Origin of the sequence: Thermosynechococcus sp. TG215, assembly GCF_031583455.1 — a bacterium.
In the GTDB taxonomy this organism is placed as follows: domain Bacteria; phylum Cyanobacteriota; class Cyanobacteriia; order Thermosynechococcales; family Thermosynechococcaceae; genus Thermosynechococcus.
This window is the reverse complement of record NZ_CP134178.1, coordinates 2,098,649-2,123,396: the sequence shown is the minus strand read 5'-3', so window position 1 is coordinate 2,123,396 and position 24,748 is coordinate 2,098,649. Positions and strand designations below refer to the sequence as shown.

Sequence of the window (24,748 nt, the reverse complement as noted above, 5' to 3'; positions counted from 1 at the left end):
CTAAGATGGAGGTAGTCCCTCGCTGCTCATCAACGCTAGGATAGGCAGCATAAAAATAAGTTTGATGATTTTAGTGTTTTTTAGCTGCTGCTATGGACGCCTCAGCCAATCGCCCCAATACCTACGTTCCACACCTACAAGCACCCAGCCGTTCTGGTGAACAGCAGTGGGGGTTCATGCGTCCCAGTGAGCTGATTCTAGCGGCACCAACACCCCGACTATTATTGCACTCCGTTTACATGCAACGTTCAATTGTGTTGGATCAGTTACCCGTTTGGCAAATTGGTCGAAGTAAAGATTGTGATATTGTCCTACCCGATCGCTGGTGTTCGCGGCATCACATTCGCATTGAGCGGCAGGCGGATCATCGCTATCGGCTGACCGACCTCAGAAGCATGAACGGGACATTTATCGGCAATAACCGTATCCACGCTCCCCATCTCCTCAGACACGGCGATCGCATTTCCATTGGTGAGTCAGAACTAGAGTACATTGACCTGCGGGATGCGCCGAGTCCCCACCCCTACACCAATCAGTCCCATGGGAGTAATGGCCAAGTCACGGTCTTGATGACCCACTCTTCGCGTACCCAAGGGGAAATGTGGCGGGAATTATTGAACTCCCAAGGGATTTCGACGATTTGGGCAACATCCCACTTTGAGTTAGAAAAAATTATTGCCCATGTGGAGTCCCTCAACTGCAAAGTCAGCCTCTTGCTCCTCGATTTGGGAATGCCAAAAACCAATCCCTACGATTTTTGTCGCCAGTATCGCCAGCGCTATCCAGAAATGAATGTCATTCTCCTCAGTGGCCTGCGCACCCGTGTCCATGAATCGGAGTGCAAGTGGGCGGTCAACCAAGGCGCGATGGCACTCTTTGCGGGCTTGCCGCGCGAAAATCTGTTTGGAGATCTCACGAGCATTACCGAGCGATTGCAAACGATCGCCCAAGCCATCGAATGGACCTACTTCAATCCTGAAGCCCTCACCAGTACCCTGCTGAAACTGCAGGATGCCGTGGATGCGGAGATGTCGTCGGGGATGGTCCTCTAGAACCGCTGCACGGATTGGTGAGCAGTGCTACAGTCAGTGAAAGTAGTGTTTTCAGCAGATAGCGAACATTGGTTGTTCTCACGTCACAAGTTAGTGCACTAGACAAATCCCTAGGGCGGTTGGGGTGGCCGCGTCTCTGTCAGCAGTTGGCAACGTTTGCTGCTACCAAACGGGGGATGCGCCAGCTGCAGGGGGGAGAGATTCTAGGGGGCACCCAAGCAGCCAGTCAAGTGCTGTTGGCTCAAACCACTGAGGTGATTACCCTTGAAACGGTGCACCAAGTGCACCTCGATTTTAGCCAAGTCACAGATATTGAACCGGCGCTGGCGCGGCTGGATCGCCAAGGCTGTTTGCAGGGAATGGAGCTACTGGCGATCGCCCACCTGTTGAGTGCGGCGCGGCAACAGCGGCGTCAAATTGAGGAACACGCGCAACTCAATGAACTCCAACAACTAGTGGCTGGTGTCCGTACCTATCCTGAGATGACTCAGGAGATTTACCGCTGTATTACCGATCAGGGGCAAGTGAGCGATCGCGCCAGTCCAGAATTGGCTGAGATTCGCCAGCAGCAACGGCAGTGCCGTGCCCAGATCCAGCAGCAACTGCAGCAGATTCTGCAGCAGCGAGCCAGTGCCATTCAAGAGGCGGTGGTCACCCAACGGCGCGATCGCTATGTGTTGGCAGTCAAAGCCACCCACAAAGACCAGATGCCGGGAATTGTCCACGATCTCTCCGCCAGTGGTGCCACGCTCTACATTGAGCCACGGGAAACCATTGACCTGCAAAACCGCCTGCAACAACTTACCCATCAAGAGGCTGAGGCCGAACGCACCATTTGCCAAGCCCTCTCGGATCAGTTGGCCACGATTAGTGATGATTTGTGGTATCTGCTCGATGTGCTGACCACCCTCGATATGGCGGTCGCCCGTGCCCACTATAGTCTCTGGTTGCAGGGCAATCCCCCGCAGTTTGTCAGTGACACGCGGCTGCACCTGAAGGCGTTGCGGCATCCCCTCTTGGTGTGGCAAGAGCACCATGAGCAAGGACAGACCGTGGTGCCCATTGACATTGAATTGCCCCCCCCCACCAAGGTAGTGACAATCACTGGCCCCAACACCGGCGGCAAAACAGCAACCTTGAAGGCCTTGGGCTTGGCAGCACTGATGGCAAAAGCAGGGTTGTATGTGCCAGCGGCAGCGCCCGTAGAGTTGCCCTGGTTTACAGGGATTTGGGCAGACATTGGGGATGAGCAGTCCCTGACCCAAAACCTGTCCACCTTTTCCAGTCATATCTGCAATATCCGCGATATTCTCACCGAGCTCGAGATGACAGGGGGCAATACGTTGGTGCTCCTCGATGAAGTGGGGGCCGGCACGGATCCCAGTGAGGGTACAGCCCTAGCGATCGCCCTGTTGCGCTATCTGGCAGACCACGCCAGTCTCACCTTTGCCACCACCCACTATGGCGAACTCAAAGCCCTCAAGTATCAGGACAGCCGCTTTGAAAATGCCGCCGTTGAGTTTGATGAGACCACCCTTGCCCCGACCTATCGGCTGCTGTGGGGCATACCGGGACAGTCTAATGCCCTAGCGATCGCCCAGCGGTTGGGGCTATATCCCAGCATTATTGAGGATGCCAAAGCCTTTCTCAGTAGCGACAGCAACCGCATCAATGAAATGATTATGGGGCTGGTGGCACAACGCCAAGCCCAAGAGGCCAAAACCACAGCGGCAGCGGCGCTCCTGCGGGATACAGAAGCCCTCTACCAAGAAATTGCCACCAAGGCTCAAGAACTGCGGCGACGACAGCAGCAACTGCGCCAACAACAGGAGGAGCAGGTACGCACCGCCCTCCATCAGGCTCAGCAGGAAATTGCCAAAGTCATTGCTCAACTGCAACGCGCCAACAGTCCTGAACAGGTACAAGCTGCCCAAACGGCGCTGCATCAGATTGAGAAAACTTACTTACCACCACCTCCGCCCGTTGGCTTTATTCCTCAACCGGGCGATCGCGTTCGCTTGCCCCAATGGCAACAGGTGGGCGAAGTCCTCAGTGTCAGCCAGCAGGGGGATATTGTCGTCCAAGTGGGTTCCGTGAAATTTACTGTGCCGCCCCACGCCGTAGAGTCCCTCAAGGGCGAACCGGTACGCACACCATCTAAACCCAAGTCCGACCCAGCTCAAGCTCCCCCCCCACCCCCTTCTCGCACCCCAGCACCCGCCATTCGCACAGAGAGCCGTACCCTCGATCTGCGGGGCAAGCGCACCCATGAGGCGGAACCTCTCCTAGAGGAATTTCTCAACCGCCAGCAGGGAACGGTTTGGATTATCCACGGCCACGGCAGTGGTGCCCTCCGCCAGTTTGTGCATCAATTTTTAGATCAGCACCCCAGCGTTCAAAGCTATCACCTTGCGCCTCCTGAAGAGGGTGGCCGGGGAGTAACCATTGTGCAGTTATAGGAACAAGACCCATGCAGCAGCGGATTAAGGACATTCTTCATCAAGGTCAAGTGGGCGATCGCGTCACCGTCAAGGGCTGGGTGCGCACCAAACGCGAACTCAAGGAATGTACGTTTGTCAACGTCAACGATGGCTCAACCCTAGCCGGATTGCAGGTGGTCATTCCCAACACCGTGGCAGCAGCAACGCCAGCCATTAAAGACCTGACCACAGGGGCTGCCGCAGAATTCAGTGGCGAACTGGTGCGTTCTCCCGGCAAAAACCAAACCATTGAACTCCATGCCCAGCAGATTCACCTTTGGGGCGGTGCCGATCCAGAAACTTATCCCCTGCAAAAGAAACGCCACAGCTTTGAATTTCTACGCACCATTGGTCATCTCCGACCGCGAACCAATACCCTAGGCGCGGTGATGCGCGTACGCAATGCCTGTGCCACTGCCATTCACCAGTTCTTTCAGGAGCGGGGATTCCTGTGGGTACACACCCCGATCATTACCGCCAGTGACTGCGAAGGGGCTGGGGAACTCTTTACCGTCACCACCCTGGATTTAGCGCAGCCACCCAAAACCCCAGAGGGGAATATTGACTTCAGTCAAGACTTTTTTGGTCGTCGTGCCTACCTCACCGTCAGTGGCCAACTGGAGGCAGAAATTATGGCCACAGCCTTTACCAATGTCTATACCTTTGGTCCCACCTTCCGCGCTGAAAACTCCAATACCTCGCGTCACCTTGCCGAGTTTTGGATGGTGGAGCCAGAGATGGCCTTCTGTGACCTGATGGGAGATATGGAACTGGCGGAGGCCTTTTTGCAGTTTGTCTTTCGCCATGTCCTTGACCACTGCAGTGAGGATATGGCCTTCTTTCAGGAGCGCATTGACAATAGCGTCATGGCCACCGCCGAACAGATGGCAACTCAACCCTTTGCCCGCCTTAGTTACACAGAAGCCATTCAAGTCCTAGAAAAAAGTGGCCGCGCCTTTGAATTTCCCGTGGCTTGGGGGCTAGACCTGCAATCGGAGCATGAGCGCTACCTTGCTGAGGAATACTGCCAGCGCCCCGTGATTGTTTATGATTATCCCGCTGCCATCAAAGCCTTCTATATGCGCCTCAATGACGATGGCAAAACTGTAGCAGCAATGGATGTCCTCGCCCCCAAAATTGGCGAGATCATTGGTGGCTCCCAGCGGGAAGAGCGCTTTGACGTGCTGCAGGAGCGAATTGTGAGCCAAGGCCTAGACCCTGCCCCCTACTGGTGGTACTTGGATTTACGCCGTTATGGCAGTGTCCCCCATGCTGGCTTTGGGCTGGGCTTTGAACGGTTGGTGCAGTTTATGACGGGCATGGACAATATCCGCGATGTCATTCCCTTTCCGCGTACACCGGGGAATGCGGAGTTCTAGCTCAGGGGGCTTGCTGTGCCTCAAAATAGCGGCCAATCGTTTCCACGTCCTTGTCGCCGCGTCCTGAACAGTTAATGACAATGCGCGGCTGCCCTGTCAATTGCGGGCATAGCGTTTCCAGATAGGCCAAGGCATGGGCGGTTTCGAGGGCAGGGAGAATTCCCTCCAACTGAGCTAGGCGCACACAGGCAGCCACGGCCTCAGCATCAGTGACACTGTAGTATTCTGCCCGACCAATGTCCTTGAGGTAGCTATGCTCTGGCCCCACGCCCGGATAGTCTAAACCGGCACTGATGGAGTGAGCCTCAACCACCTGACCATCGGCATCCTGCAAGAGATAGCTCATGGCACCGTGGAGTACCCCCACTTCCCCTTTGGTGAGGGTGGCAGCATGGTGACCCGTGTCCACCCCTTGACCCGCAGCTTCAACACCAATTAAGCGCACCTGCGGTTCCTCAACAAACTCATGGAAGAGTCCCATGGCATTGGAGCCACCGCCAACACAGGCGAGCAAAATATCGGGCAGCCCGCCCCATTTCTCAAGGCACTGCCGCCGCGTTTCTGCCCCAATGACGGCATGGAATTCCCGCACCAGCATCGGGTAGGGATGGGGCCCCGCCACTGAACCCAAGATGTAATGGGTGGTTTCCACATTGGTTACCCAATCGCGAATCGCTTCGGAGGTGGCATCTTTCAGGGTTCCTGTACCGGCACTGACGGGCGCCACTTCTGCTCCCAATAGACGCATCCGCAGCACGTTTAACCGCTGCCGCTCCATATCCTGTACCCCCATGTAAATCACACATTGGAGGCCAAAGCGGGCACAGACGGTTGCCGTGGCTACCCCATGCTGACCAGCACCCGTTTCCGCAATAATGCGCTGTTTGCCCATGCGCTTGGCAAGGAGCACTTGACCGAGGGCATTGTTGATTTTGTGGGCACCCGTATGGTTGAGGTCTTCCCGTTTTAGATAGATCTGGGGTTGGGCTTGATCATGGGCATAGTGGGCACTGAGGCGTTCGGCAAAGTAGAGGGGACTAGGACGACCCACATAGTCTTGCAGAAGTTGCTGCAATTCGGCTTGAAAATCAGGGTCTTGGCGATAGTGGGCAAAGGCCGCCTCCAATTCACTGAGGGCGGGCATCAGCGTTTCGGGAACGTACTTGCCACCAAAGCGACCAAAGCGACCGCGGGAATCGGGGCGAGCAGCAGCACTGAGGGCAGCAGAGGGGGCAACAGTCACGGGCAAAGTCCTTTTTTCATCAAGGGTTCCTTATGTGATTGTGCCACGCTACGGGCGGGAACGGCGGGCAGTGCCTAGGGGATTGAGCCACTCCAACAGACACTCCTCCAGAATCTGCATTTCGGGAAAGAGACTTTGCTTGATCCACTGGCCGACGGCATCTAGGGGAGAAAATTCTGCGCCGACTTGCCACTTGAGTCCTTGGCTGAGGGGGGTGAGGTGATTCCCCGGTAGCTTCAAGGCAGTGACCATATCGCCAAATTTGGCTCTGAGGAGACTGCGCAGGCGGGCTGTTTGGTCAATATCGTCCTCTTGGAAACGGATCAAGAGATTACGGCGCACAGGATAGCGCTCTTGAATCAGTTTTTCGGTTTCTGTCGGGCTGGGACTGAATTCGACACCCACGGGGGCAAGGTTTTCCATCCAAGGAATGGATTGACTGGCGGGGTAGTTGTTGAAGGCCATGAAGAGATTGCCGGCGCGATCGCCATCGTAGAGGCTATTGATCAGCAGGTGGAGCTTGCAGCCCATACTGTGTCCCAAACCATAGATGGGCAATGCCGCTGGGTAGCCTCGGCGATAGATCAACCAATCAAGGGCATAGTCGAGTTTATTCAGCACATCGAGGGCGATCGCCCCATGGTCAAAGGTGTTCACAAAGGGCGTGGCAATAATGCCATAGCCGGCTTCGGCAAGATGCTCCAACAGACGGCGGTAGGTTACTTGGGGTGCGGTGGCCACAAAGGCGCCGCCGAGAAAGTGAATCCACCCCAAGGGGCGCGGGGGAATATACAACCAATTGCCGCGAACTTCTTGCCACTGCAAAATCAATGACTCCAAAAGATACCTCACTGCTAGTAATCTAGCGAATACAAGAGATGCGGTGGGAGAGCCCAAGAAATGATTCAGACGATCGTTGGCAGTGGTGCAGCAGTCCTCGGAGCCATTGCGGCTTTGATCTTCTTGGCCTTGGAATGGCGGTATCGGCGGCGGCCAGCCCATCCCCTTGAAGTGATCGGTGCCACTTGGAATCTGGAAATCTATGAGCCAACCCACTACCGTTTTGTCGGGCTATTGGGACTGAGCAACCCCCACCGTGGCCTTGAGGTGATGGTGCCAGACTTACGGGCAGAGGTGGTGCTATTGTCCGATGGCCGTGTCGATATGATTCAGACGGATGTGCAGGTCATCCCCCGCCACCCGGAGCCAGAATTTCTCCCCCGTGCCGATGGCTATTGGTTTGCCTATATCGTCAAGTCCACCAAGCAAACGAATGTCGAGATTTGTGTGGATTTGCAGGGAATTGGCGTGAGCGAGGTCAAGGCTGCTTGGGTCAAGATTCACTACATTGCCTATGGCCCCCACGGTCGCTTTGCCAAAACCCACCATGAATTTATCCCCCTCAAGTTTCCGGCCACGGGAGATACAGGTGTGTGGCGACAGGCGGAGAGATGTCAGGTACTCCCCATTCGCACCCATTTACTGACGCCGTTGGATATTCCCCTAGAGGTGCTCAATCGCTATGTGATGCCCCATGCCCAACCTGGAGACATTGTTGCCATTGGGGAAACACCCCTTGCCATTATCCAAGGTCGCCTCAAGGATCCGGCACAAATGCAACCGGGGTGGGTAGCAACGCGGGTGTGTCAGTTTTTCTTGCCCACCTCAAGTTTGGCCACCGCCTGTGGCATGCAAGCGCTGGTGGAGGAAGTGGGAGCGCTACGGGTACTCTTGGCCTTTTTGGGGGGGGCGATCGCCAAAGTCTTTGGCCACAAGGGCGGATTTTATCAATTGGCTGGCGAACAAGCCCGCCTCATTGACGATGTGACAGGTACTCTGCCCCCCTACGATCAATTTATTGTTATGGGACCTGTTAACCCCCAAGCCGTCGTGGAGGATCTAGCAGCAAAAACGGGTTTGGGCATCGCCATTGTGGATGTTAACGACCTAGGGGCAGTCAAGGTGCTTGCCGCTAGCCAAGGAGTCTCCCCTCACTTCCTCACGACTGCTCTGAAGAAAAACCCCGCCGGTAATGCCGATGAGCAGACACCCATTGTCTTAATCCGGCCTTGCGGTGTTTCTCCGAGCTCGACTGAGGGTTTCCTAGACAAGATGCATTAGCTCTTATGGCCAACATTGCGAAGAAAAATATAATTCTGTTTCTTTAAAACATTGCGGGTTTCCATTAATTCGGCTGGGAAAGAATCCCAGCACGCACACTGAGGCTTTCCAAATACATTTGTTGGTTGAACGTTTCCATTAATTCGGCTGGGAAAGAATCCCAGCACGCGGTCACGCCCGTGAAAGCGGCACCCGCGAAAGCGGTTTTCCATTAATTCGGCTGGGAAAGAATCCCAGCACTGCGGGAGAAACTGCTGCTGAAGCGGGTGTTCTGCCCGTTTCCATTAATTCGGCTGGGAAAGAATCCCAGCACATCAACAAGTTCAAAGTATGTATCCCAACCTACTTGTTTCCATTAATTCGGCTGGGAAAGAATCCCAGCACGGCTGGCCAGAATTAAAAACCATTATTAATGAAGCGTTTCCATTAATTCGGCTGGGAAAGAATCCCAGCACACGAAACAATTCAAACAGAGCAAGCTCAGCAGCAAACTGTTTCCATTAATTCGGCTGGGAAAGAATCCCAGCACCGTGACGCGGTGGCTAAGAATAACAAACTATTGGCGTTTCCATTAATTCGGCTGGGAAAGAATCCCAGCACGTACTTCAGTTAGCCCATTCTTTCCCTGATTTACGTTTCCATTAATTCGGCTGGGAAAGAATCCCAGCACAGCGTAGTAATTGAGCCGTTAGCTCTTACGGTGGTGTTTCCATTAATTCGGCTGGGAAAGAATCCCAGCACAACTTGTTGTTAAAACAAACCCATATCGAAAAAGAGTTTCCATTAATTCGGCTGGGAAAGAATCCCAGCACACGAAACAATTCAAACAGAGCAAGCTCAGCAGCAAACTGTTTCCATTAATTCGGCTGGGAAAGAATCCCAGCACTTTTTGCTGTCTCCTACCCTGAGCGCTGGACTGTGTTTCCATTAATTCGGCTGGGAAAGAATCCCAGCACTTCGGGTATGAGGTTTTCATATCCCGTTCCTCTTAAGTTTCCATTAATTCGGCTGGGAAAGAATCCCAGCACAAAGCTCTTACCTCAATACCTGCACCACTAGACAGTTTCCATTAATTCGGCTGGGAAAGAATCCCAGCACCCAAGGTTAGGGAGGGGAACATACCAGATTACCCTGTTTCCATTAATTCGGCTGGGAAAGAATCCCAGCACGATCTTCTGCCAATTCTTCTTTTGCCTGCATTCCTTTAGTTTCCATTAATTCGGCTGGGAAAGAATCCCAGCACGCAGAAGATGTATTGAACATGTACGAAAGACTAAAAGTTTCCATTAATTCGGCTGGGAAAGAATCCCAGCACATACGAAAAGTTAAAGAAAAAGGAGCTGAAAATTTGTTTCCATTAATTCGGCTGGGAAAGAATCCCAGCACTGTATTATGGAGTTTGCAACAAACTCCGATTTTAACCGTTTCCATTAATTCGGCTGGGAAAGAATCCCAGCACTTTCTTAATATGACCTTGCAGCAATTTTCTCTTGTTAAGTTTCCATTAATTCGGCTGGGAAAGAATCCCAGCACGTTTCCAGTTGATCTTTTTGGCAGGTTGTAGGTTTCCATTAATTCGGCTGGGAAAGAATCCCAGCACTTTTTCTGAGCGGAATATTTTTTCTGCCCAGATAAGTTTCCATTAATTCGGCTGGGAAAGAATCCCAGCACAAACTCAGACCAAAAGGCGCCTTCCCAGCACCACAGTTTCCATTAATTCGGCTGGGAAAGAATCCCAGCACCTCTAGTATTTTACCTGTATTATTTTGCTCTTGTAGTTTCCATTAATTCGGCTGGGAAAGAATCCCAGCACATCCAAGCTTGAAAAGCTTGGAACCCGCCTACGGGGTTTCCATTAATTCGGCTGGGAAAGAATCCCAGCACCCAGACAATGCGGGAGCTTTCCAATGAATTAGGGTTGAGTTTCCATTAATTCGGCTGGGAAAGAATCCCAGCACATATTGCTTATGAAGATGTTATTATGCGAACTAAAAGTTTCCATTAATTCGGCTGGGAAAGAATCCCAGCACTGCTGACAGCCTTTACAATTAACACCCCCGTGTTGTTTCCATTAATTCGGCTGGGAAAGAATCCCAGCACGGCACCCTCCTAGAAGGTGCTCTACGACTACTATAGCACAGGTCATTTTCAAGCACCTAGACGGGATCATTTTTTTGTTTTTGTAAAATTTTTAGATCCGTAGGGTCACAGGACGTGAAAGTCACTCTGGAGCTGAATTTCGGGAAAATTCAAGCACCTCCAAATCTGTTAGAAATTGCTCAAAGCGTTGTGGAGACTGGGTTTGAGAAAATTGCCGAGCTGAGAGGATATTTTTGTCCAGAGGTGCTTGCATGGCTACCGCCATCGGCCAACCACTGCCCCTTTGGCTTGAGCACTAAAGACGAATGGCTAAAGCAATGACGCCAAAAGCAATGAGGAGCACACCGCTCACAGGGGTAATCCAACTCGACCACTGCCGCAGTGCCAAGAGCCTTTGCAAGGCACCGCTAAATACTCCGACTAAAATCAGCGGCGCGACATACCCTGTTGTATAGGCCAACAGCAGACCAGCCCCCGCCACTAGCTTTTGGGTTGTGGCCACCCATGCCAGCAGCGTTGCCAAGACCGGCGTACTACAGGGTGCTGCCACAAGGCCAAATGTTGCCCCTAGGGTATAAGCTTGCAACCCCGCAGGAACCCGAGCCGGCAGTTCCTCTAGGAAGCGACTGCGGGGAAAGCTCAGGGGCAAGGCATTGAGCAAATTTAAGCCCATGGCGATCGCCACCAAGCTCACCACGATCGTTAACCCCCAGCCCACCTGACCATAGATGCGACCAGCAACAGCAGCAATCATCCCCAACAGGGTTAAGGTGGTTGCGAGGCCAAGGGCAAACCCAAGAGACTGGCGCAAGACGGAGCTATTTTGCTTTGTAGCGTAGCCGGCGATGTACCCGACAGTAATTGGCAGCATCGAAAGGGTGCAGGGAGTCAGACTTGTGAGCAGTCCCGCCAGAAACACAATACCGACACTGATCACGGTGAGATCACTCAGTTGAGCCGTCACCCATTGGTTGGCCCACTGTTCTAGGTGGTAAAGTCCTAAGGTTAAGCTGGCCATCGTTCTAGGGGCTAAAGGAAACACTAGGACCGGCAGTGACAATCACCAGTCGCTCTGGATCAATCAGATCCCGCAGAGTGTGATTAACTTCATCCAAGGTCACCTGCTGCAGGCGATCGCTAAACTGCTGGAGTTCTTCTGGGGGTAAATCCACACTGGCATTCCCTACAAGCGTCCGCGCCACCACATCCACATTGGCCAATTCGACAAGGTAAGTATTACTGAGGCTGCGCTTGGCGGCTCCGAGTTCGGCGGCGGTGAATCCTTGGCGGTGGGCATCCCTGAGAAGTTGCAAGGTGGCCTGAATGGCCTTGGCGGTATCCTCAGGGGCAGTTTGCAATTGAATGATAAAAGGCCCTGCTTGACGACTGGCACTAAAGAAGCTGTAGATGCCATAGGTCAACCCTTGGCGATCGCGAATCTCTGTGCCCAAGCGACTGGCCAGCGTGTCTCCCCCTAGGATGTGATTCATCAGCATCGCTGCGTAGAAGCGAGGATCGCGGCGATCGATCCCCGGCGTCCCCAGATAGGTAATCGCTTGGCTCTTACCGGCAATCACCGCATTCTTAAAGAGGGTTTGCTCGGGCGGTGAAACTGCAGGAAAGGTTAGGGACAGGGGATCCGTTTGGGGTTGCCACGAGCCAAAAATTTCATTGAGGCGCGATCGCACCTCCACAGGGTCAAAATCTCCCACGAGGGTCAAAATCGTGTGATCGGGGGTATAGGCGGCACGATAAAAGTTCAACAGGTCTGGGCGTTGAATTGCTTGTACAGATTCAGGAGTGGCAAAGGGATGCAGGGGATGATTGGCGGGATAGAGGGTTTCTTGCAGGACGCGGCGCCCCCAGCGCACAGGATCATCCGCCTCAAGACTCAGAGCCGTGAGATAGCGTTGTCGGCTGAGCTGAAACTCCGACTCTGGGAAGGTGGCCTCCTGAAGCACTTCACCAAGGGTTTGCAACAGCGTGGGCAGTTCACTGGCCAAGGCATAGCCCTCAATATCCACTCCATCGCGGAAGGCGCTGAATTCTAGGCTAATGCCGCGATCCTCAAGGGTTTGTGCCAACGTCAGGGCATTTTTGCGCCGCGTGCCATTGAGGAGATTGGCAGCAGTGAGGTTGGCCACCCCCGGTTGGGTCAGCAGATCGTAGGCTGTTCCAGCGTCAATGCGCCCCGCCAGCGTAATCGTTGGTGTACTGCGATCCACGAGTAAGAGCACCCGCAGGCCATTTTTCAGGGTAAAGGTTTCCACCCCGTTGCTTTTGACCTCAGGGGCAGCCTGCCCACTCCCTTGGGGTAAATAGGCGGCAATGGTTTGCGGATCTACAGGCTCACCGACAAGATTATGGGCGGTGGTTTGGGCACCCGGCCGACCTGAAAGCTCAACATCGGCAAATTCACTGGGAATAAATTCCCCCACAATCCAGCGATCGCGCCCAAAGTAGGTCTGCACCACTCGTTGAACATCCGCAGCCGTGACTTTTTCAATGGCCGCAAGGTGGCGATCGCTAAAGCGGTAATCTCCCGTCAGGGTTTCATCGTTGGCTAGTTGACTGGCTTGGGCATCAATGTCGCGATTGCGCAGGATAAAGTTGGCCTTGAGCTGTTGTTTGGCGCGTTGCAGTTCAGCGGCACTCAAGGGACGCTCTGCCAGCTGGTTCAGAATCTGGTGAATGGTCTGCTCAATGGTCTCAAGGGATTGCTCCGGGGCCGCGATCGCGCCAATTTCAAACCAGCCCCCCGCCTGTAACGCGGCCACATAGGAGTAGGCCGAACTGGCTTGACCCGTTTCCATCAATTCCTGATACAAGTACGAACTGCGTCCGCCACTCAGGAGCATATCCAGCACATCCAAGGCCGCCTGATCTGGATGGGCCATCGCTGGAATGGGTACCAAAATCTGTAATAGCGGCGCACTTCCCGGTTCTGTGAGGCGAATTCGCTGGGCTTGACCTGCTGTTGGCGGCGGTAATGAAGGAGACTTTAGAGGGTCGGTTGGCCGAGGAATCTGCCCAAAGGTTTTCTTGACCAGTTCCAGTGCCCTTGGGGGACGGACATCGCCAGCAATCACCACAACGGCATTATCGGGGCGATAGTACTGGTGATAAAAACTGTTCACCGCTGGCAGCGTAAACTGCTCCACATCACTGGCCGTTCCCCCCACTGGCAAGCCGTAGGGATGATGGGGATAGAGGGCGGCCATCACGGCACGACTGAGGCGATATTCAGGACTATTTTCATAGCCTTGCAGCTCCGAGATCACCACCCGTTTTTCACTCTCAAGGGCATCGGGGGTCATCAGGGTATTGCGCAGGCGATCGGCCTCGAGAATCAGCAGTGGTTCTAGTTGGTCAGCGCGCACCGTATGGTGGTAGGCGGTCATGTCGTAGCTGGTAAAGGCATTGGAAGAACTGCCAAGGGCATAAAACAACTGACCAAACTGGACGGGACGGCTCTTGGTGCCCTTAAACATCAAATGCTCCAGTTGGTGGGCAATCCCATTTTCCCCCTTGGGCTCATGGCGCGAACCCACGCGATACCACACCTGCAAACTCACCACAGGGGCGGTGGGAATCTCTTTAATCAGAACCGTGAGGCCATTGTCTAAAACGGTTTTGGTCACACCACTACTGAGTCCTGCGACGGGGTTCAGGGGAAAAATCACAGCCAAACTGGTACTCAAGAGCATCAAGCCAATAAATAAGGAGATCTTAACGAATTGTGGAACCAGCCCTAGGGTCATCGTTGTAGTTAATTCCCTTGGTGGGCGATCGCGCTCACAAGTGCTGTAATCGCCGGGGAAAGACTCGCCAGAACAACAACGGATGCCGCCGCAATAATGATCGTTGTTGCCATCCGCACCATGGCATCGGTTCCCCGTTGATAAACTTCAAACTTGTACTCTTGATTTTTCACCTGAGTGGCTAACTCACTCACATCCCCTTGCAGTTTGTGCACATCAGTTTGGAGCTTTTCGACATCCGTTTGTAGTTTTTCAACATCGGTGCCGAGTTTCTCCACATCTACACGCAGCGCCTGCAACTCGCTGAGTACCTTGGCTTGAAATTCCTGCTCGCTCATCCTACACATTCTCTGCACCACCTCATCTTCATTCTGGCAGAGAATGCCAACTGCCACCTAAGGTACAAAGCGCAGGAATTTTTTCTTACCCACTTGCAGCACTTGGTTCACATAGGGTTCCGGTGCCGTGAGGGTAAAGTCCACATCCGTAATTTTTTCGCCGTTGAGACGCACCCCACCCCCTTGGATCTGTCGCCGCGCTTCGCTGCTACTGGGGCAGAGTTTGGTGTGACTGAGCACATAAGTCAGCTTCACAGGGAACTGAAACTCCCCAAGGGAATACTCTGGAATCGATCCCGCCTGTGCCGTTTGTCCTTGGGTGACGATCGCGGCTAGTTCCGCTTGGGTTTGCAGGGCGAGATCGCGCCCATGGTACTGACTCACGACTTCTAGGGCTAAGGCCTTCTGGCGATCGCGGGGATTGGTGGGTAAACTGTCCAAGGGCAAATCCGTGAGCAACTCAATGTATTGGTTCACCAAGGCATCGGGAATTTTCTCCAGCTTGGAGTACATACTGGCTGCCGACTCCGTAAGCGCCACATAGTTGCCAAGGGACTTCGACATTTTCTGTACTCCGTCCGTCCCCACCAAAATCGGCATCAGCAGACCAAATTGCACGGTGGGCAAGCGAAAATGGCGCTGTAAATCGCGACCCACAGCAATGTTAAATTTTTGATCGGTACCCCCCAGTTCCACATCTGCCGCCACCGCCACTGAATCATAGCCCTGCATCAATGGATAGAGAAACTCATGGAGAAAAATGGGCGTTTCCTTGGCGTAGCGTTCGGCAAACCCCTCCTTGGCCAGCATTTGGCCAACAGTCATCGTTCCCAGTAGCTCGAGAATTTTCCGCAAGTCCAGCTTGGCGAGCCACTCCGAGTTGTAGCGAATTTCTAAGCGGCCGGGGGTCTCAAAATCCAAAATGGGCTTCACTTGCTCAAGGTAGGTTTGCACATTGGTTGCCACCTCCTCAGGGGTGAGTTGTTTGCGCACCTCCGACTTCCCTGTGGGATCGCCAATTTGAGCCGTAAAGTCACCAATAATCAGCACGGCACAGTGCCCCGCATCCTGAAACTGGCGTAACTTGCGCAGGACAATGCTATGACCGAGGTGAATTTCGCTGCCCGTGGGATCAATGCCAAGCTTAATTCGCAGCGGGCGCTCCATTTGCCGCAAATAGACCCAGAGATTTTCTTCGGGTTTGGTGGAATCAGGGACATGGGGAAAGGTTTCGACAACGCCGCGCTGCAGCCGTGCAATTGTGGCCTCAAGGTCTGAAGACATCACTTGATTGGGCATTGGATTGGGCATTCGATTTGGGCGAGGACATTTTCTGGTCTAGGATGGCTATGATAGCAATCAATTGCGATCGCGCGGCAATCTTGCTATCCCTTACTTTTATCCCAATAAAAAAATCATATACGAAGCAAAAAATAATTGGCGTCAGGAAGCGACTGTCGTGTCCACCACTACCCTTGGCAAACACCCCTCCCAAACCCGCCCCCAAGATGAAAACTTCTGGCGTGGGGTCCTGCGAATTGCTAACCGTACCTTCCTTGTCGGGATGACCTTTGGTTGTGCGGCAATCGGCGGGGGGCTGCTGGGCTTGGCGATTAGCTTTCGGAATTTGCCGGATGTGCGATCGCTGCGGGGCTACATTCCCAGTGAAACGACGCACATTTACGATGCTAAGGGCACCCTCCTTGTCAGCCTTCACGATGAAGAAAACCGCGAAGTCGTTCCCCTCAGCGAAATTTCGCCCAGTTTGAAGCTGGCTGTGATGGCGATCGAAGACAGTAGCTTCTATCAGCATCGCGGTATTAATCCCATTGGTATTTCCCGTGCCTTAATGGTCAACCTCACCTCGGGGCGTACCGTACAGGGTGGCTCTACCCTGACGATGCAATTGGTGAAAAATCTCTTTTTGTCTCAAGATCGCTCCATTAGTCGTAAAGTGGCTGAGGCTGTTCTGGCCATGCGCCTCGAGCAGATCTTCAGCAAAGATGAAATTTTGGAGATGTACCTCAATCAAGTCTATTGGGGACATAACACTTACGGCGTACAAACCGCCGCCCAAAGCTACTTCAAAAAAAATGCCGCTGATCTCACGCTTGCCGAAGCTGCCATGATGGCTGGCATTATCCAAGCGCCCGAGGCCTATAGCCCCTTTGTGGATTTTGACCTCGCCAAAGAACGGCAGCAATTGGTGCTGGATCGGATGGTGGAATTGGATTGGATCACCCCCCAGGAGGCCGCTGCTGCTGCCCAAGAACCGATCAAGCTGGGGGAAATTACCTCCTTCCAGCGCAGTCGCAGTCCTTGGATTACCGATGCTGTGTTACAGGAGTTGACCCGCCAATTTGGTCGTGAAGCGGTCATCCGTGGGGGAATGCGGGTACAAAGTAGCCTTGATGTCAAGGTGCAAAAAATGGCCGAAGAGGCAATCCAACGCGGCTATCAAACCCTACGGGGCAGTGGTGTGCGCGCCGATCAGTTGGCTTTGGCGGCGGTAGATCCACGAACGCACTATGTCAAAGCCCTTGTCGGCGGTGTGGACTACAACCGCAGTCAGTTTAATCGCGCCACCCAAGCGATGCGTCAGCCGGGGTCTGCCTTTAAGCCCTTTGTCTTTTATGCTGCCTATGCCAGTGGCAAATATACGCCCGATTCTGGAATTAACGACTCGCCCGTCAGGTATCGCGATGGCAGTGGGTGGTATGTGCCGCGAAATTACGATGGCTCCTTTATGGGTGGGATGTCTATGCGTATGGCTTTGGCCATGTCCCGCAATATTCCTGCCATTGTTCTTGGCCAAGAGGTGGGTATTGAGCGCGTCATTGAAATTTGCCGTACCCTTGGCATTACCAGTCCCATGCTTCCTGTGGTTTCTCTACCTCTGGGGGCGGTGGATCTGACGCCCTTGGAAATGGCCGCTGCCTATGCCACATTCGCCAACAATGGCTGGCAATCCCCCACCACGACGATTATTCAAGTTACGGATAATAATGGCAATTTGCTCTTGGATCACACCCCTCGCCCCAAACTGGTGCTGGATCCTTGGGCGGCCGCAGCCATCAATGACACGATGAAAAGTGTGATCACCAGTGGGACAGGCACAGGTGCCAACATTGGCCGACCCGCCGCAGGGAAAACAGGCACCACCTCTTCTGAGCGGGATATTTGGTTTGTCGGTTATGTGCCGCAACTCTCAGCCGCGGTTTGGGCAGGGAATGACAACTATGCGCCCCTCGGGCAGGGGGCAACGGGGGGTGGCTTTATGGCACCCATTTGGCGGGATTTCATGAGTCAGGCACTCAAGGATGTGCCCGTCGAAGACTTTACCCCGATGTCGAAGTTCCAGCGACCCAAGCCCCAACGGCAAACAAACTAGCAAACAAATTAGGGATTGGTTTTTGAACTGGGTTCTGCGCCATTGAACCCATTAACACTTGATTTGATCGATTTGATCGGATAGGGCTTGGGCGTTGCAACTCATTTGCAGAAAGTTCAGTAAAACTATTGTAATTATTCTCAATAAGCTGTGGTTGTTGCAAATGACACTTGTTGTCGGCTATCATGCAAACCAAATATCGGCAGATCACGCGAATCTCCTATGCCACTTTATACAGCAGCAGCCTTAAAGGCAGAACTGAATGAGAAGGGCTGGCGGTTGACGCCACAGCGAGAAACCATTCTCAATATTTTCCAGAATCTGCCTAAGGGCAACCACCTGAGTGCTGAAGACCTGCACCATGAGTTGCGTAAACAGGGACACTCCATTAGTTTATCCACCGTTTATCGCACTGTGAAGTTGATGTCACGGATGGGTATTCTGCGGGAGTTGGAACTGGCCGAGGGACACAAGCACTACGAACTCAATACAATGTCTCCGCACCACCATCACCACATGGTGTGCGTGCAATGCAACCGCACAATGGAGTTCGACAATGATACGATTCTCAAGCAGGCTCTGAAGCAGACGGAGAAGTATGGTGTGCAATTGATTGATTGCCAACTGACGATCTATACCATTTGTCCAGAGGCGTTGCGGCGCGGTTACCCCGGCCTGCCGGAAAACTGGGTCTGTAGTAGCGCGATCGCCCACGGCACAGAACCCCCCTCGCGGGGTAAATAAGGGATGCGACGACCCTTCGCGATCGCCCTTGTTGGCATAGCTGCTTTGCCCCCTCAGAGCCTAGGGGTTGAGTTTCCCGATGGTCGGGTGGCCTTTGATCAGCCACCCATTTTTGTTGAAGCCAATACCCGCTATCCTCAAGTGTGGCTAACGAATACCACCTACAACTTCATTGTGCAGATACCGACCACCGCAGGCGAACCCCTTGCCCGGCTCGACATTCAACAACTGCCCGGCATTGAGACGATTTACTTTTTGCCCCAACGTACCCGTGTTTTTATCGGCGATCGCTCCCGCCAGCCGATTCCCTTGGGCAAGGTGACCTTTGATGGCCATTCAGCGCTGCTCACAGTGACCTTTGATCCCCCTGTGCCACCGGGGTGGTACCTGCGGGTTGAGGTTGCTCCTGTGCGCAATCCCCAATGGGATGGGACGTATCTTTTTGCTGTGACAGCCTTTCCTCGGGGAGGAGATCGCGCCATAGGTCAAAATATCGGCACGGGGCGCTTGCAGTTTTACCGCAATTCTAATTTTTTCTAACGTGACCGTCTTTGCAACATTACCGCCGCCGCTTCAGCCGGGCGATCGCCTTGCCGTCGCCTTTCCTAGTGGTGTCCTCCGCCAAAGGGAACCTTTTTGGCAGGGAGTGGCCTGTTGGCAAGCTCAGGGCTATGAGGTGATTGTCGATGAGGCGGCCTTTGCCGGCTGGGGCTACCTTGCGGGTGCCGATCAACAGCGGCGCGATCGCCTGCGGCACTTATTGCAAGATGATTCTATTAAGGGTATTCTCTGCGGGCGGGGCGGATTTGGAGCGACTCGTCTGTTGGAGCAGTGGCAGTGGCCAGCGGTATCGCCGAAATGGCTGATTGGTTTTTCGGATATTACGGCTTTGCTGTGGAGCTATGCTAACCAAGGGGTGGCCGGTGTCCATGGCCCAGTACTCACCACGCTGGCGGCAGAACCCCTTTGGAGTCAGCAGCGGCTTTTTGATCTGGTGCGGGGCAAACCCCTAGAGCCGCTCTTGGGAACGGGTTGGGGGGGCGGTGTGGTGCAGGGTCGTCTTTTGGTGGGGAATTTAACAGTCGCGACTCATTTACTGGGGACGCCTGATTGTCCTTCTTTTGAGAATGTGATCTTAGCCCTAGAGGATGTGGGTGAAGCCCCCTATCGCATTGACCGCATGTTGACGCAGTGGCGCCGCAGTGGTGTGTTGCATCAGATTCAGGGGATTGCCCTCGGTCGTTTTAGTCGCTGTGAGGATCCCACCACCCAACCCAATTTTCGCGTGATTGAGGTTTTGGGCGATCGCTTGGCGGATTTGGGGCTTCCCATTGTCAGTGACTTGCCCTTTGGCCATGAGGGGGTCAATGCTGCATTACCGGTGGGGGTGGCAGCTGAGCTAGATGGCGATCGCGGCTCTTTGCGGCTATTGCTCTGACCCAAAATCAAAATACCACCTCTGCCAGTGCCGAGATTGGTAAAAACTAATCCCACTCATAAGCAGAAGGCGATCGCGGGCAAACAATGAAATGAAAATCTGGGTGATAAGATATGGGGGATTCCATCAAGGCGCGTAAAGAGTTATGGATTTGGTGACACTGGCCGGACAGCTGAATGCAGGCACCATTTTGCCGGAAACCATCGTGATTGTGACGCTGCTTGTTGTCCTCCTAGCAGATTTGATTCAGGGACGCCAAGCCGATCGCTGGACCCCCTACTTTGCCATTGTCGGTTTAGGGGGAGCGATCGCCACGATGATTCCCCTGTGGACTCAGCCCGACACCGTCAGTTTCTTTGGCAGCTTTATTTCTGATCACCTCAGCCTCTTCTTCCGGGGACTGATTGCCCTTTCAGCCTTGGGCACGATTCTCATGTCCATTCGCTATGTTGAGCAAACCGGCAGTTCCCTCGGCGAATTTATGACGATTCTGTTGACGGCCACGGTGGGTGGCATGTTCATTGCCGGTGCCCAAGAACTGGTGTTTATCTTTGTGGCGCTAGAGACCCTGAGTATTGCCTCCTATTTGCTCACCGGCTACACCAAGCGCGATAGCCGCTCCAACGAAGCCGCCTTGAAATATCTCCTGATTGGTGCGGCCAGTTCTGCCATTTTCCTCTATGGATCGTCACTGTTGTATGGCCTCTCCGGTGGGCACACCCAGTTACCAGAAATTGCCCAAGCTCTCTCTGGGGAATCCTTGGGTCTGGTGGTGGCCTTAGTGTTTGTTATTGCTGGCATTAGTTTCAAAATTTCGGCAGTGCCCTTTCACCAATGGACGCCCGATGTTTATGAGGGTGCCCCTACGCCTGTGGTTGCCTTTCTCTCCGTTGGCTCCAAAGCGGCTGGGTTTGCCCTTGCCATTCGCTTTTTGACCTTGGCCTTCCCCAGTGTCACCGATCAGTGGCAACTCATCTTTACGGTGTTGGCGATCCTGAGCATGATTCTTGGCAATGTGGTTGCCCTTGCCCAAACCAGCATGAAGCGGATGCTGGCCTACTCCTCCATTGGCCAGGCGGGGTTTGTGATGATTGGTTTTGTCGTTGGCACTGAGGCAGGTTATGCCAGTATGCTCTTTTACCTGCTGGTGTACCTCTTCATGAACCTTGGCGCTTTTACCTGTGTGATTCTCTTCTCCCTGCGCACGGGTACCGATCAAATTAGTGAGTATGCCGGCCTCTATCAAAAAGACCCGTTGCTGACCCTCGGCCTGAGCCTCTGTCTGCTTTCCTTGGGCGGAATTCCTCCCTTGGCCGGCTTTTTTGGCAAAATTTACCTCTTCTGGGCGGGTTGGCAAGCCGGTGCCTATGGTCTGGTGCTGCTGGGTCTATTAACGAGTGTGATCTCGATTTACTACTACATTCGTGTTGTCAAGATGATGGTGGTCAAGGAACCCCAAGAAATGTCCCTAGCTGTGCAAAATTATCCCGAGGTTTCTTGGTCAACCTTTGGCATGCGTCCGTTGCAGGTGGGTCTAGTGATGACGGTGATTGCCACCTCCTTGGCGGGTATCTTGGCCAATCCCCTCTTTAACTTGGTGAATACGGCAGTACTAGATGTGCCCCAAGTGGCTCATCAACCGACGGCGATCGAGGTGGCTTACCAAAGCCTACCGCCGGCAGGTAAATCTTAAGGATGACTTTAGTACGATCCCCGATCTATCCCCCTAGAATCAAGGGGAAGCCATGCTAGGACAAATCACAGTGGTGGAATTGGCGCAACGCCTAGCCACAGAGGCGGATACCTTGCAACTCATTGATGTGCGGGAACCAGAGGAGTGGGCGATTGTTCACCTCCCCCATTTCACCCTTTTGCCCCTGAGTGCGTTTCCCCAATGGTCGCCCCAAATTTGCCAGCTCTTTGATCCAGATCGGGAAACCTTGGTACTCTGCCACCACGGTGTGCGATCGGCGCAAATGGGTCACTGGTTGATTCAGCAGGGATTCCGTAATGTGAAAAACATTGTCGGTGGTATTGATGCCTATGCTGCGGCAGTGGATCCAACCCTACCCCGTTATTAGTTGATTGCCTTGGGAGAGTTTTCATGACCTTGAAAGTCGGTATTAATGGCTTTGGCCGCATTGGCCGCTTGGTGCTACGGGCGGGTCTCGCCTGCGACAATATTCAGTTTGTCGGCATTAACGATCTCGTGCCTGCGGATAACCTTGCCTACCTCTTTAAGTACGATTCCACCCACGGCATCTATCCGGGGATCGTCAAGGCCACGGCAGAGGGCATTGAAATTGATGGTAAGTTCATTCCCTGTACGGCCATTCGCAATCCCGCAGAACTGCCTTGGGGATCGGTTGGCGCCGACTACATTGTTGAATCCACCGGTCTATTTACCGGCTATGATGGCGCCTCTCAGCATCTTCAGGCCGGTGCGAAACGAGTGGTGATTTCAGCCCCCACCAAGGATGCCGATAAGGTGAAAACAATTGTCGTCGGTGTTAATGATGCGGCCTTTGATCCAGCGGTGGATGTGATTGTCTCTAATGCCAGTTGCACGACAAATTGCTTGGCACCGGTGGCGAAGATCCTACATCAAACCTTTGGGCTAGCTGAGGGCTTGATGACCACGGTGCACTCTGTCACCGCAACCCAACCGACGGTGGATGGTCCTAGTAAGAAGGATTGGCGCGGCGGCCGCGGGGCTGGCCAAAATATTATTCCCGCCTCTACCGGCGCTGCTAAAGCGGTGACACTGGTGTTGCCCGAACTCAAGGGCAAGTTGACGGGGATGGCCTTTCGCGTTCCTACGCCCGATGTGTCGGTGGTGGATTTAACTTTCAAAACCGAGAAGGCCACGAGCTATGACGAGATTTGTGCGGCAATGAAGGCAGCGGCTGAGGGGGATCTCAAGGGAATTCTCGGCTATACCGAAGAGGCGGTTGTCTCCAGTGATTTTATTGGCGATGGTCGCTCCAGTATCTTTGATGCCACAGCCGGGATCCAACTCAATGCCAATTTCTTTAAGGTGGTGGCTTGGTACGACAATGAGTGGGGCTATTCCTGCCGTGTGGTGGATCTCCTCAAATTGATGGCCGCTAAGGATGGTCTGCTCTAGCGACCCAAGTCATGGAGACGGTGGATCACTTCGCAGCAGTGCTGTGTGACTGCTTCTAGGGCAGGGCGATCGCCCGAAGCCGGGGGCGGAAGGGGGGCACCAATGCGCACCGTAATCGGAACCGGTCGGGGAAATCCACCTTTTTTGAGAATCTCTTGGGTTCCCCAAAGGCAGACGGGCAATAGAGGCGCCTGAGCTTTGGCGGCAATGAGTGCTGCCCCCAATTTCGGATCATAGATGCGCCCATCTTTCGTGCGCGTGCCCTCCAAAAAGACCCCCACTGCCCAACCCTGTTCTAGAGCTTTGAGGGCGGCCTGCAATGCGCGGCGATCGCCGGCTCCCCGCTTCACAGGATAGGCACCATACCACCGAATCAATGTCCGAAAAATGGGAATCTGGAATAATTCCTCCTTGGCCATCCAAGCCACCGGTCGGCGCACACAGTTAGAAATCAGGGGTGGATCAAAGTAGCTGGCATGATTGGCTACCACCACCAGTGGCCCTCGCAGCGGTACCTGATGGGCACCATAGATGCGCCCGCGAAAGTAGGTGTGCAGGAGTGGACTCACCACTGACCATTTGAAAAGATGGTAGAGGAGCAAACTGATCAGCGGCTCGCGATCGCGACTCACCCAAGGCTCTCCAAACTAGCGATCGTGGCAATGCTGGTAACGGTGATCTCTGGGGTCGTGCGTTTAACCAAGCCTGCCAATACGTTGCCGGGACCAATTTCAAAGGCTTGGGTCACCCCCGCTGCCGCAAGGGCATGACAGGTGTCCACCCACCGCACAGAGCCGGTCATCTGCGATCGCAAGCGTGCCTTGATCACCGCTGCATCTGTTGTCGGTTCAGGTTCGACATTGTTCAAAACGGGAAAGATCGCCTCGTGGAAGGTGTACTCCTCCAGCAGCGTGGCAAACGTGGCTGCGGCCTCCGCCATAAACGGGGAATGAAAAGCCCCACTCACATTCAAGGGAACCGCTCGCTTCACCTTAATTTTGCCTAGCACCGCGTCCACCGCTGCCGGCAGCCCCGAAATCACCACCTGCCCCGGATGGTTATCATTGGCCAGAACCACATTGGCTGTGCTGGCGATCGCCTCTTGCAACTGCTCGCGGTCAAAGCCAATCAAGGCCACCATCTTGCCCCCCCCGGCGGCATTCATCAGTTCGGCTCGCCGCTGCACTAACTTCAGTCCTGTTGTAAAGTCAAAAACCTCCGCCGCATAGAGGGCAACATATTCGCCGAGACTATGCCCCGCAACAAAGTCCGCTTTTGCCCCCCGTTCCTTGAGGGCATCCACCAGCAAGCTCTCCACCAGAAACAAACTCGGCTGGGTATAGAGGGTTTGATCTAAGTTACCGATACGACCTGCACAGCACTCAATGACCGACCACCCCAAAATAGCCGCTGCCTGTGCGCACCGCTCCTCGGCTGGGGGATAGGCCGTTAGCAAATCCGCCATCATTTCTGGATGTTGCGACCCTTGGCCGGGAAATAACCATGCTGTCTTTGTCATCGGCAGTGCTCAACTCGAACCGCAATCTACTTTACCCGATTTGGGATGTCCGTTA

Annotated in this window: 19 protein-coding genes and 1 CRISPR repeat array; of the genes, 11 read left to right on the top strand and 8 right to left on the bottom strand. The window is 53.8% G+C overall.

Annotated features, from left to right (window positions below; all coding sequences use genetic code 11):
* The first annotated feature begins 92 nt into the window (after positions 1-92).
* The 3 genes from RHJ02_RS10410 (at position 93) to asnS (ending at position 4,911) form a co-directional block, all read left to right on the top strand.
* Complete coding sequence (locus RHJ02_RS10410) at positions 93-1,052, top strand: FHA domain-containing protein (RefSeq protein WP_206200103.1); 960 nt, start codon at positions 93-95, stop codon at positions 1,050-1,052.
* A 119-nt stretch (positions 1,053-1,171) separates the two neighbouring features.
* Positions 1,172-3,511: an endonuclease MutS2 gene (locus RHJ02_RS10405; protein ID WP_310800194.1), complete on the top strand. Its 2,340-nt coding sequence runs from the start codon at positions 1,172-1,174 to the stop codon at positions 3,509-3,511.
* Between the two features lie 11 nt (positions 3,512-3,522).
* Positions 3,523-4,911 (top strand): asparagine--tRNA ligase, encoded by a 1,389-nt coding sequence (asnS, locus tag RHJ02_RS10400; RefSeq protein WP_310438039.1) that lies wholly within the window; start codon positions 3,523-3,525, stop codon positions 4,909-4,911.
* Position 4,912: 1 nt separating this feature from the next.
* Here the strand turns inward: asnS and trpB are convergent, their stop codons facing one another.
* Positions 4,913-6,154, bottom strand: coding sequence for a tryptophan synthase subunit beta (gene trpB, locus RHJ02_RS10395; RefSeq protein WP_302678242.1), 1,242 nt, complete (start codon positions 6,152-6,154; stop codon positions 4,913-4,915).
* 48 nt (positions 6,155-6,202) lie between these two features.
* Positions 6,203-6,979 carry a DUF1350 family protein gene (locus RHJ02_RS10390; protein WP_310800193.1) on the bottom strand — a complete coding sequence of 259 codons (777 nt, stop codon included), beginning with the start codon at positions 6,977-6,979 and terminating at the stop codon, positions 6,203-6,205.
* A gap of 75 nt (positions 6,980-7,054) precedes the next feature.
* Here RHJ02_RS10390 and RHJ02_RS10385 point away from each other — a divergent pair, with 75 nt between their 5' ends.
* Positions 7,055-8,275, top strand: coding sequence for a F420-0:Gamma-glutamyl ligase (locus RHJ02_RS10385; protein WP_310743011.1), 1,221 nt, complete (start codon positions 7,055-7,057; stop codon positions 8,273-8,275).
* Between the two features lie 57 nt (positions 8,276-8,332).
* A CRISPR array of direct repeats spans positions 8,333-10,375; the repeat unit is 36 nt; unit sequence GTTTCCATTAATTCGGCTGGGAAAGAATCCCAGCAC.
* A gap of 295 nt (positions 10,376-10,670) precedes the next feature.
* Here the strand turns inward: RHJ02_RS10385 and RHJ02_RS10380 are convergent.
* Genes RHJ02_RS10380 through tyrS form a run of 4 tightly spaced genes read right to left on the bottom strand, consistent with a single transcriptional unit; the run spans position 10,671 to position 15,758 of the window.
* Positions 10,671-11,393, bottom strand: a complete 723-nt coding sequence (locus tag RHJ02_RS10380; RefSeq protein WP_206200096.1) for a cytochrome c biogenesis protein CcdA — start codon at positions 11,391-11,393, stop codon at positions 10,671-10,673.
* 4 nt (positions 11,394-11,397) lie between these two features.
* Positions 11,398-14,136 carry a pitrilysin family protein gene (locus RHJ02_RS10375; protein ID WP_310800192.1) on the bottom strand — a complete coding sequence of 913 codons (2,739 nt, stop codon included), beginning with the start codon at positions 14,134-14,136 and terminating at the stop codon, positions 11,398-11,400.
* A gap of 8 nt (positions 14,137-14,144) precedes the next feature.
* Positions 14,145-14,474, bottom strand: coding sequence for a hypothetical protein (locus tag RHJ02_RS10370; protein WP_149819198.1), 330 nt, complete (start codon positions 14,472-14,474; stop codon positions 14,145-14,147).
* A 57-nt stretch (positions 14,475-14,531) separates the two neighbouring features.
* Positions 14,532-15,758, bottom strand: a complete 1,227-nt coding sequence (gene tyrS, locus RHJ02_RS10365) for a tyrosine--tRNA ligase (protein WP_206201686.1) — start codon at positions 15,756-15,758, stop codon at positions 14,532-14,534.
* A 175-nt stretch (positions 15,759-15,933) separates the two neighbouring features.
* Between tyrS and RHJ02_RS10360 the strand changes: the two genes are divergently transcribed.
* The 7 genes from RHJ02_RS10360 to gap all read left to right on the top strand — a co-directional run bounded on the left by RHJ02_RS10360 (position 15,934) and on the right by gap (position 23,174).
* Positions 15,934-17,865: a transglycosylase domain-containing protein gene (locus tag RHJ02_RS10360; protein ID WP_399372871.1), complete on the top strand. Its 1,932-nt coding sequence runs from the start codon at positions 15,934-15,936 to the stop codon at positions 17,863-17,865.
* 222 nt (positions 17,866-18,087) lie between these two features.
* Positions 18,088-18,609, top strand: a complete 522-nt coding sequence (locus RHJ02_RS10355; RefSeq protein WP_206200092.1) for a transcriptional repressor — start codon at positions 18,088-18,090, stop codon at positions 18,607-18,609.
* Positions 18,610-18,612: 3 nt separating this feature from the next.
* On the top strand, positions 18,613-19,149 hold the full coding sequence (locus RHJ02_RS10350) for a DUF2808 domain-containing protein (RefSeq protein ID WP_206200091.1): 537 nt from the start codon (positions 18,613-18,615) through the stop codon (positions 19,147-19,149).
* Position 19,150: 1 nt separating this feature from the next.
* On the top strand, positions 19,151-20,047 hold the full coding sequence (locus RHJ02_RS10345) for an LD-carboxypeptidase (RefSeq protein WP_206200090.1): 897 nt from the start codon (positions 19,151-19,153) through the stop codon (positions 20,045-20,047).
* A gap of 145 nt (positions 20,048-20,192) precedes the next feature.
* The gene (locus RHJ02_RS10340) at positions 20,193-21,740 is read left to right on the top strand and encodes an NAD(P)H-quinone oxidoreductase subunit N (protein WP_206200089.1); all 1,548 of its coding nucleotides are present in this window, start codon (positions 20,193-20,195) and stop codon (positions 21,738-21,740) included.
* Positions 21,741-21,792: 52 nt separating this feature from the next.
* Positions 21,793-22,128: a rhodanese-like domain-containing protein gene (locus tag RHJ02_RS10335; protein ID WP_206200088.1), complete on the top strand. Its 336-nt coding sequence runs from the start codon at positions 21,793-21,795 to the stop codon at positions 22,126-22,128.
* 23 nt (positions 22,129-22,151) lie between these two features.
* Positions 22,152-23,174, top strand: coding sequence for a type I glyceraldehyde-3-phosphate dehydrogenase (gene gap / locus RHJ02_RS10330; RefSeq protein WP_302678225.1), 1,023 nt, complete (start codon positions 22,152-22,154; stop codon positions 23,172-23,174).
* Here the strand turns inward: gap and RHJ02_RS10325 are convergent.
* Positions 23,171-23,806, bottom strand: a complete 636-nt coding sequence (locus tag RHJ02_RS10325; RefSeq protein ID WP_206200086.1) for a 1-acyl-sn-glycerol-3-phosphate acyltransferase — start codon at positions 23,804-23,806, stop codon at positions 23,171-23,173. The genes gap and RHJ02_RS10325 overlap by 4 nt on opposite strands.
* Positions 23,803-24,693, bottom strand: a complete 891-nt coding sequence (gene fabD, locus RHJ02_RS10320) for an ACP S-malonyltransferase (RefSeq protein WP_206200085.1) — start codon at positions 24,691-24,693, stop codon at positions 23,803-23,805. Before fabD ends, RHJ02_RS10325 begins: the two co-directional genes overlap by 4 nt.
* Positions 24,694-24,748 lie beyond the last annotated feature (55 nt).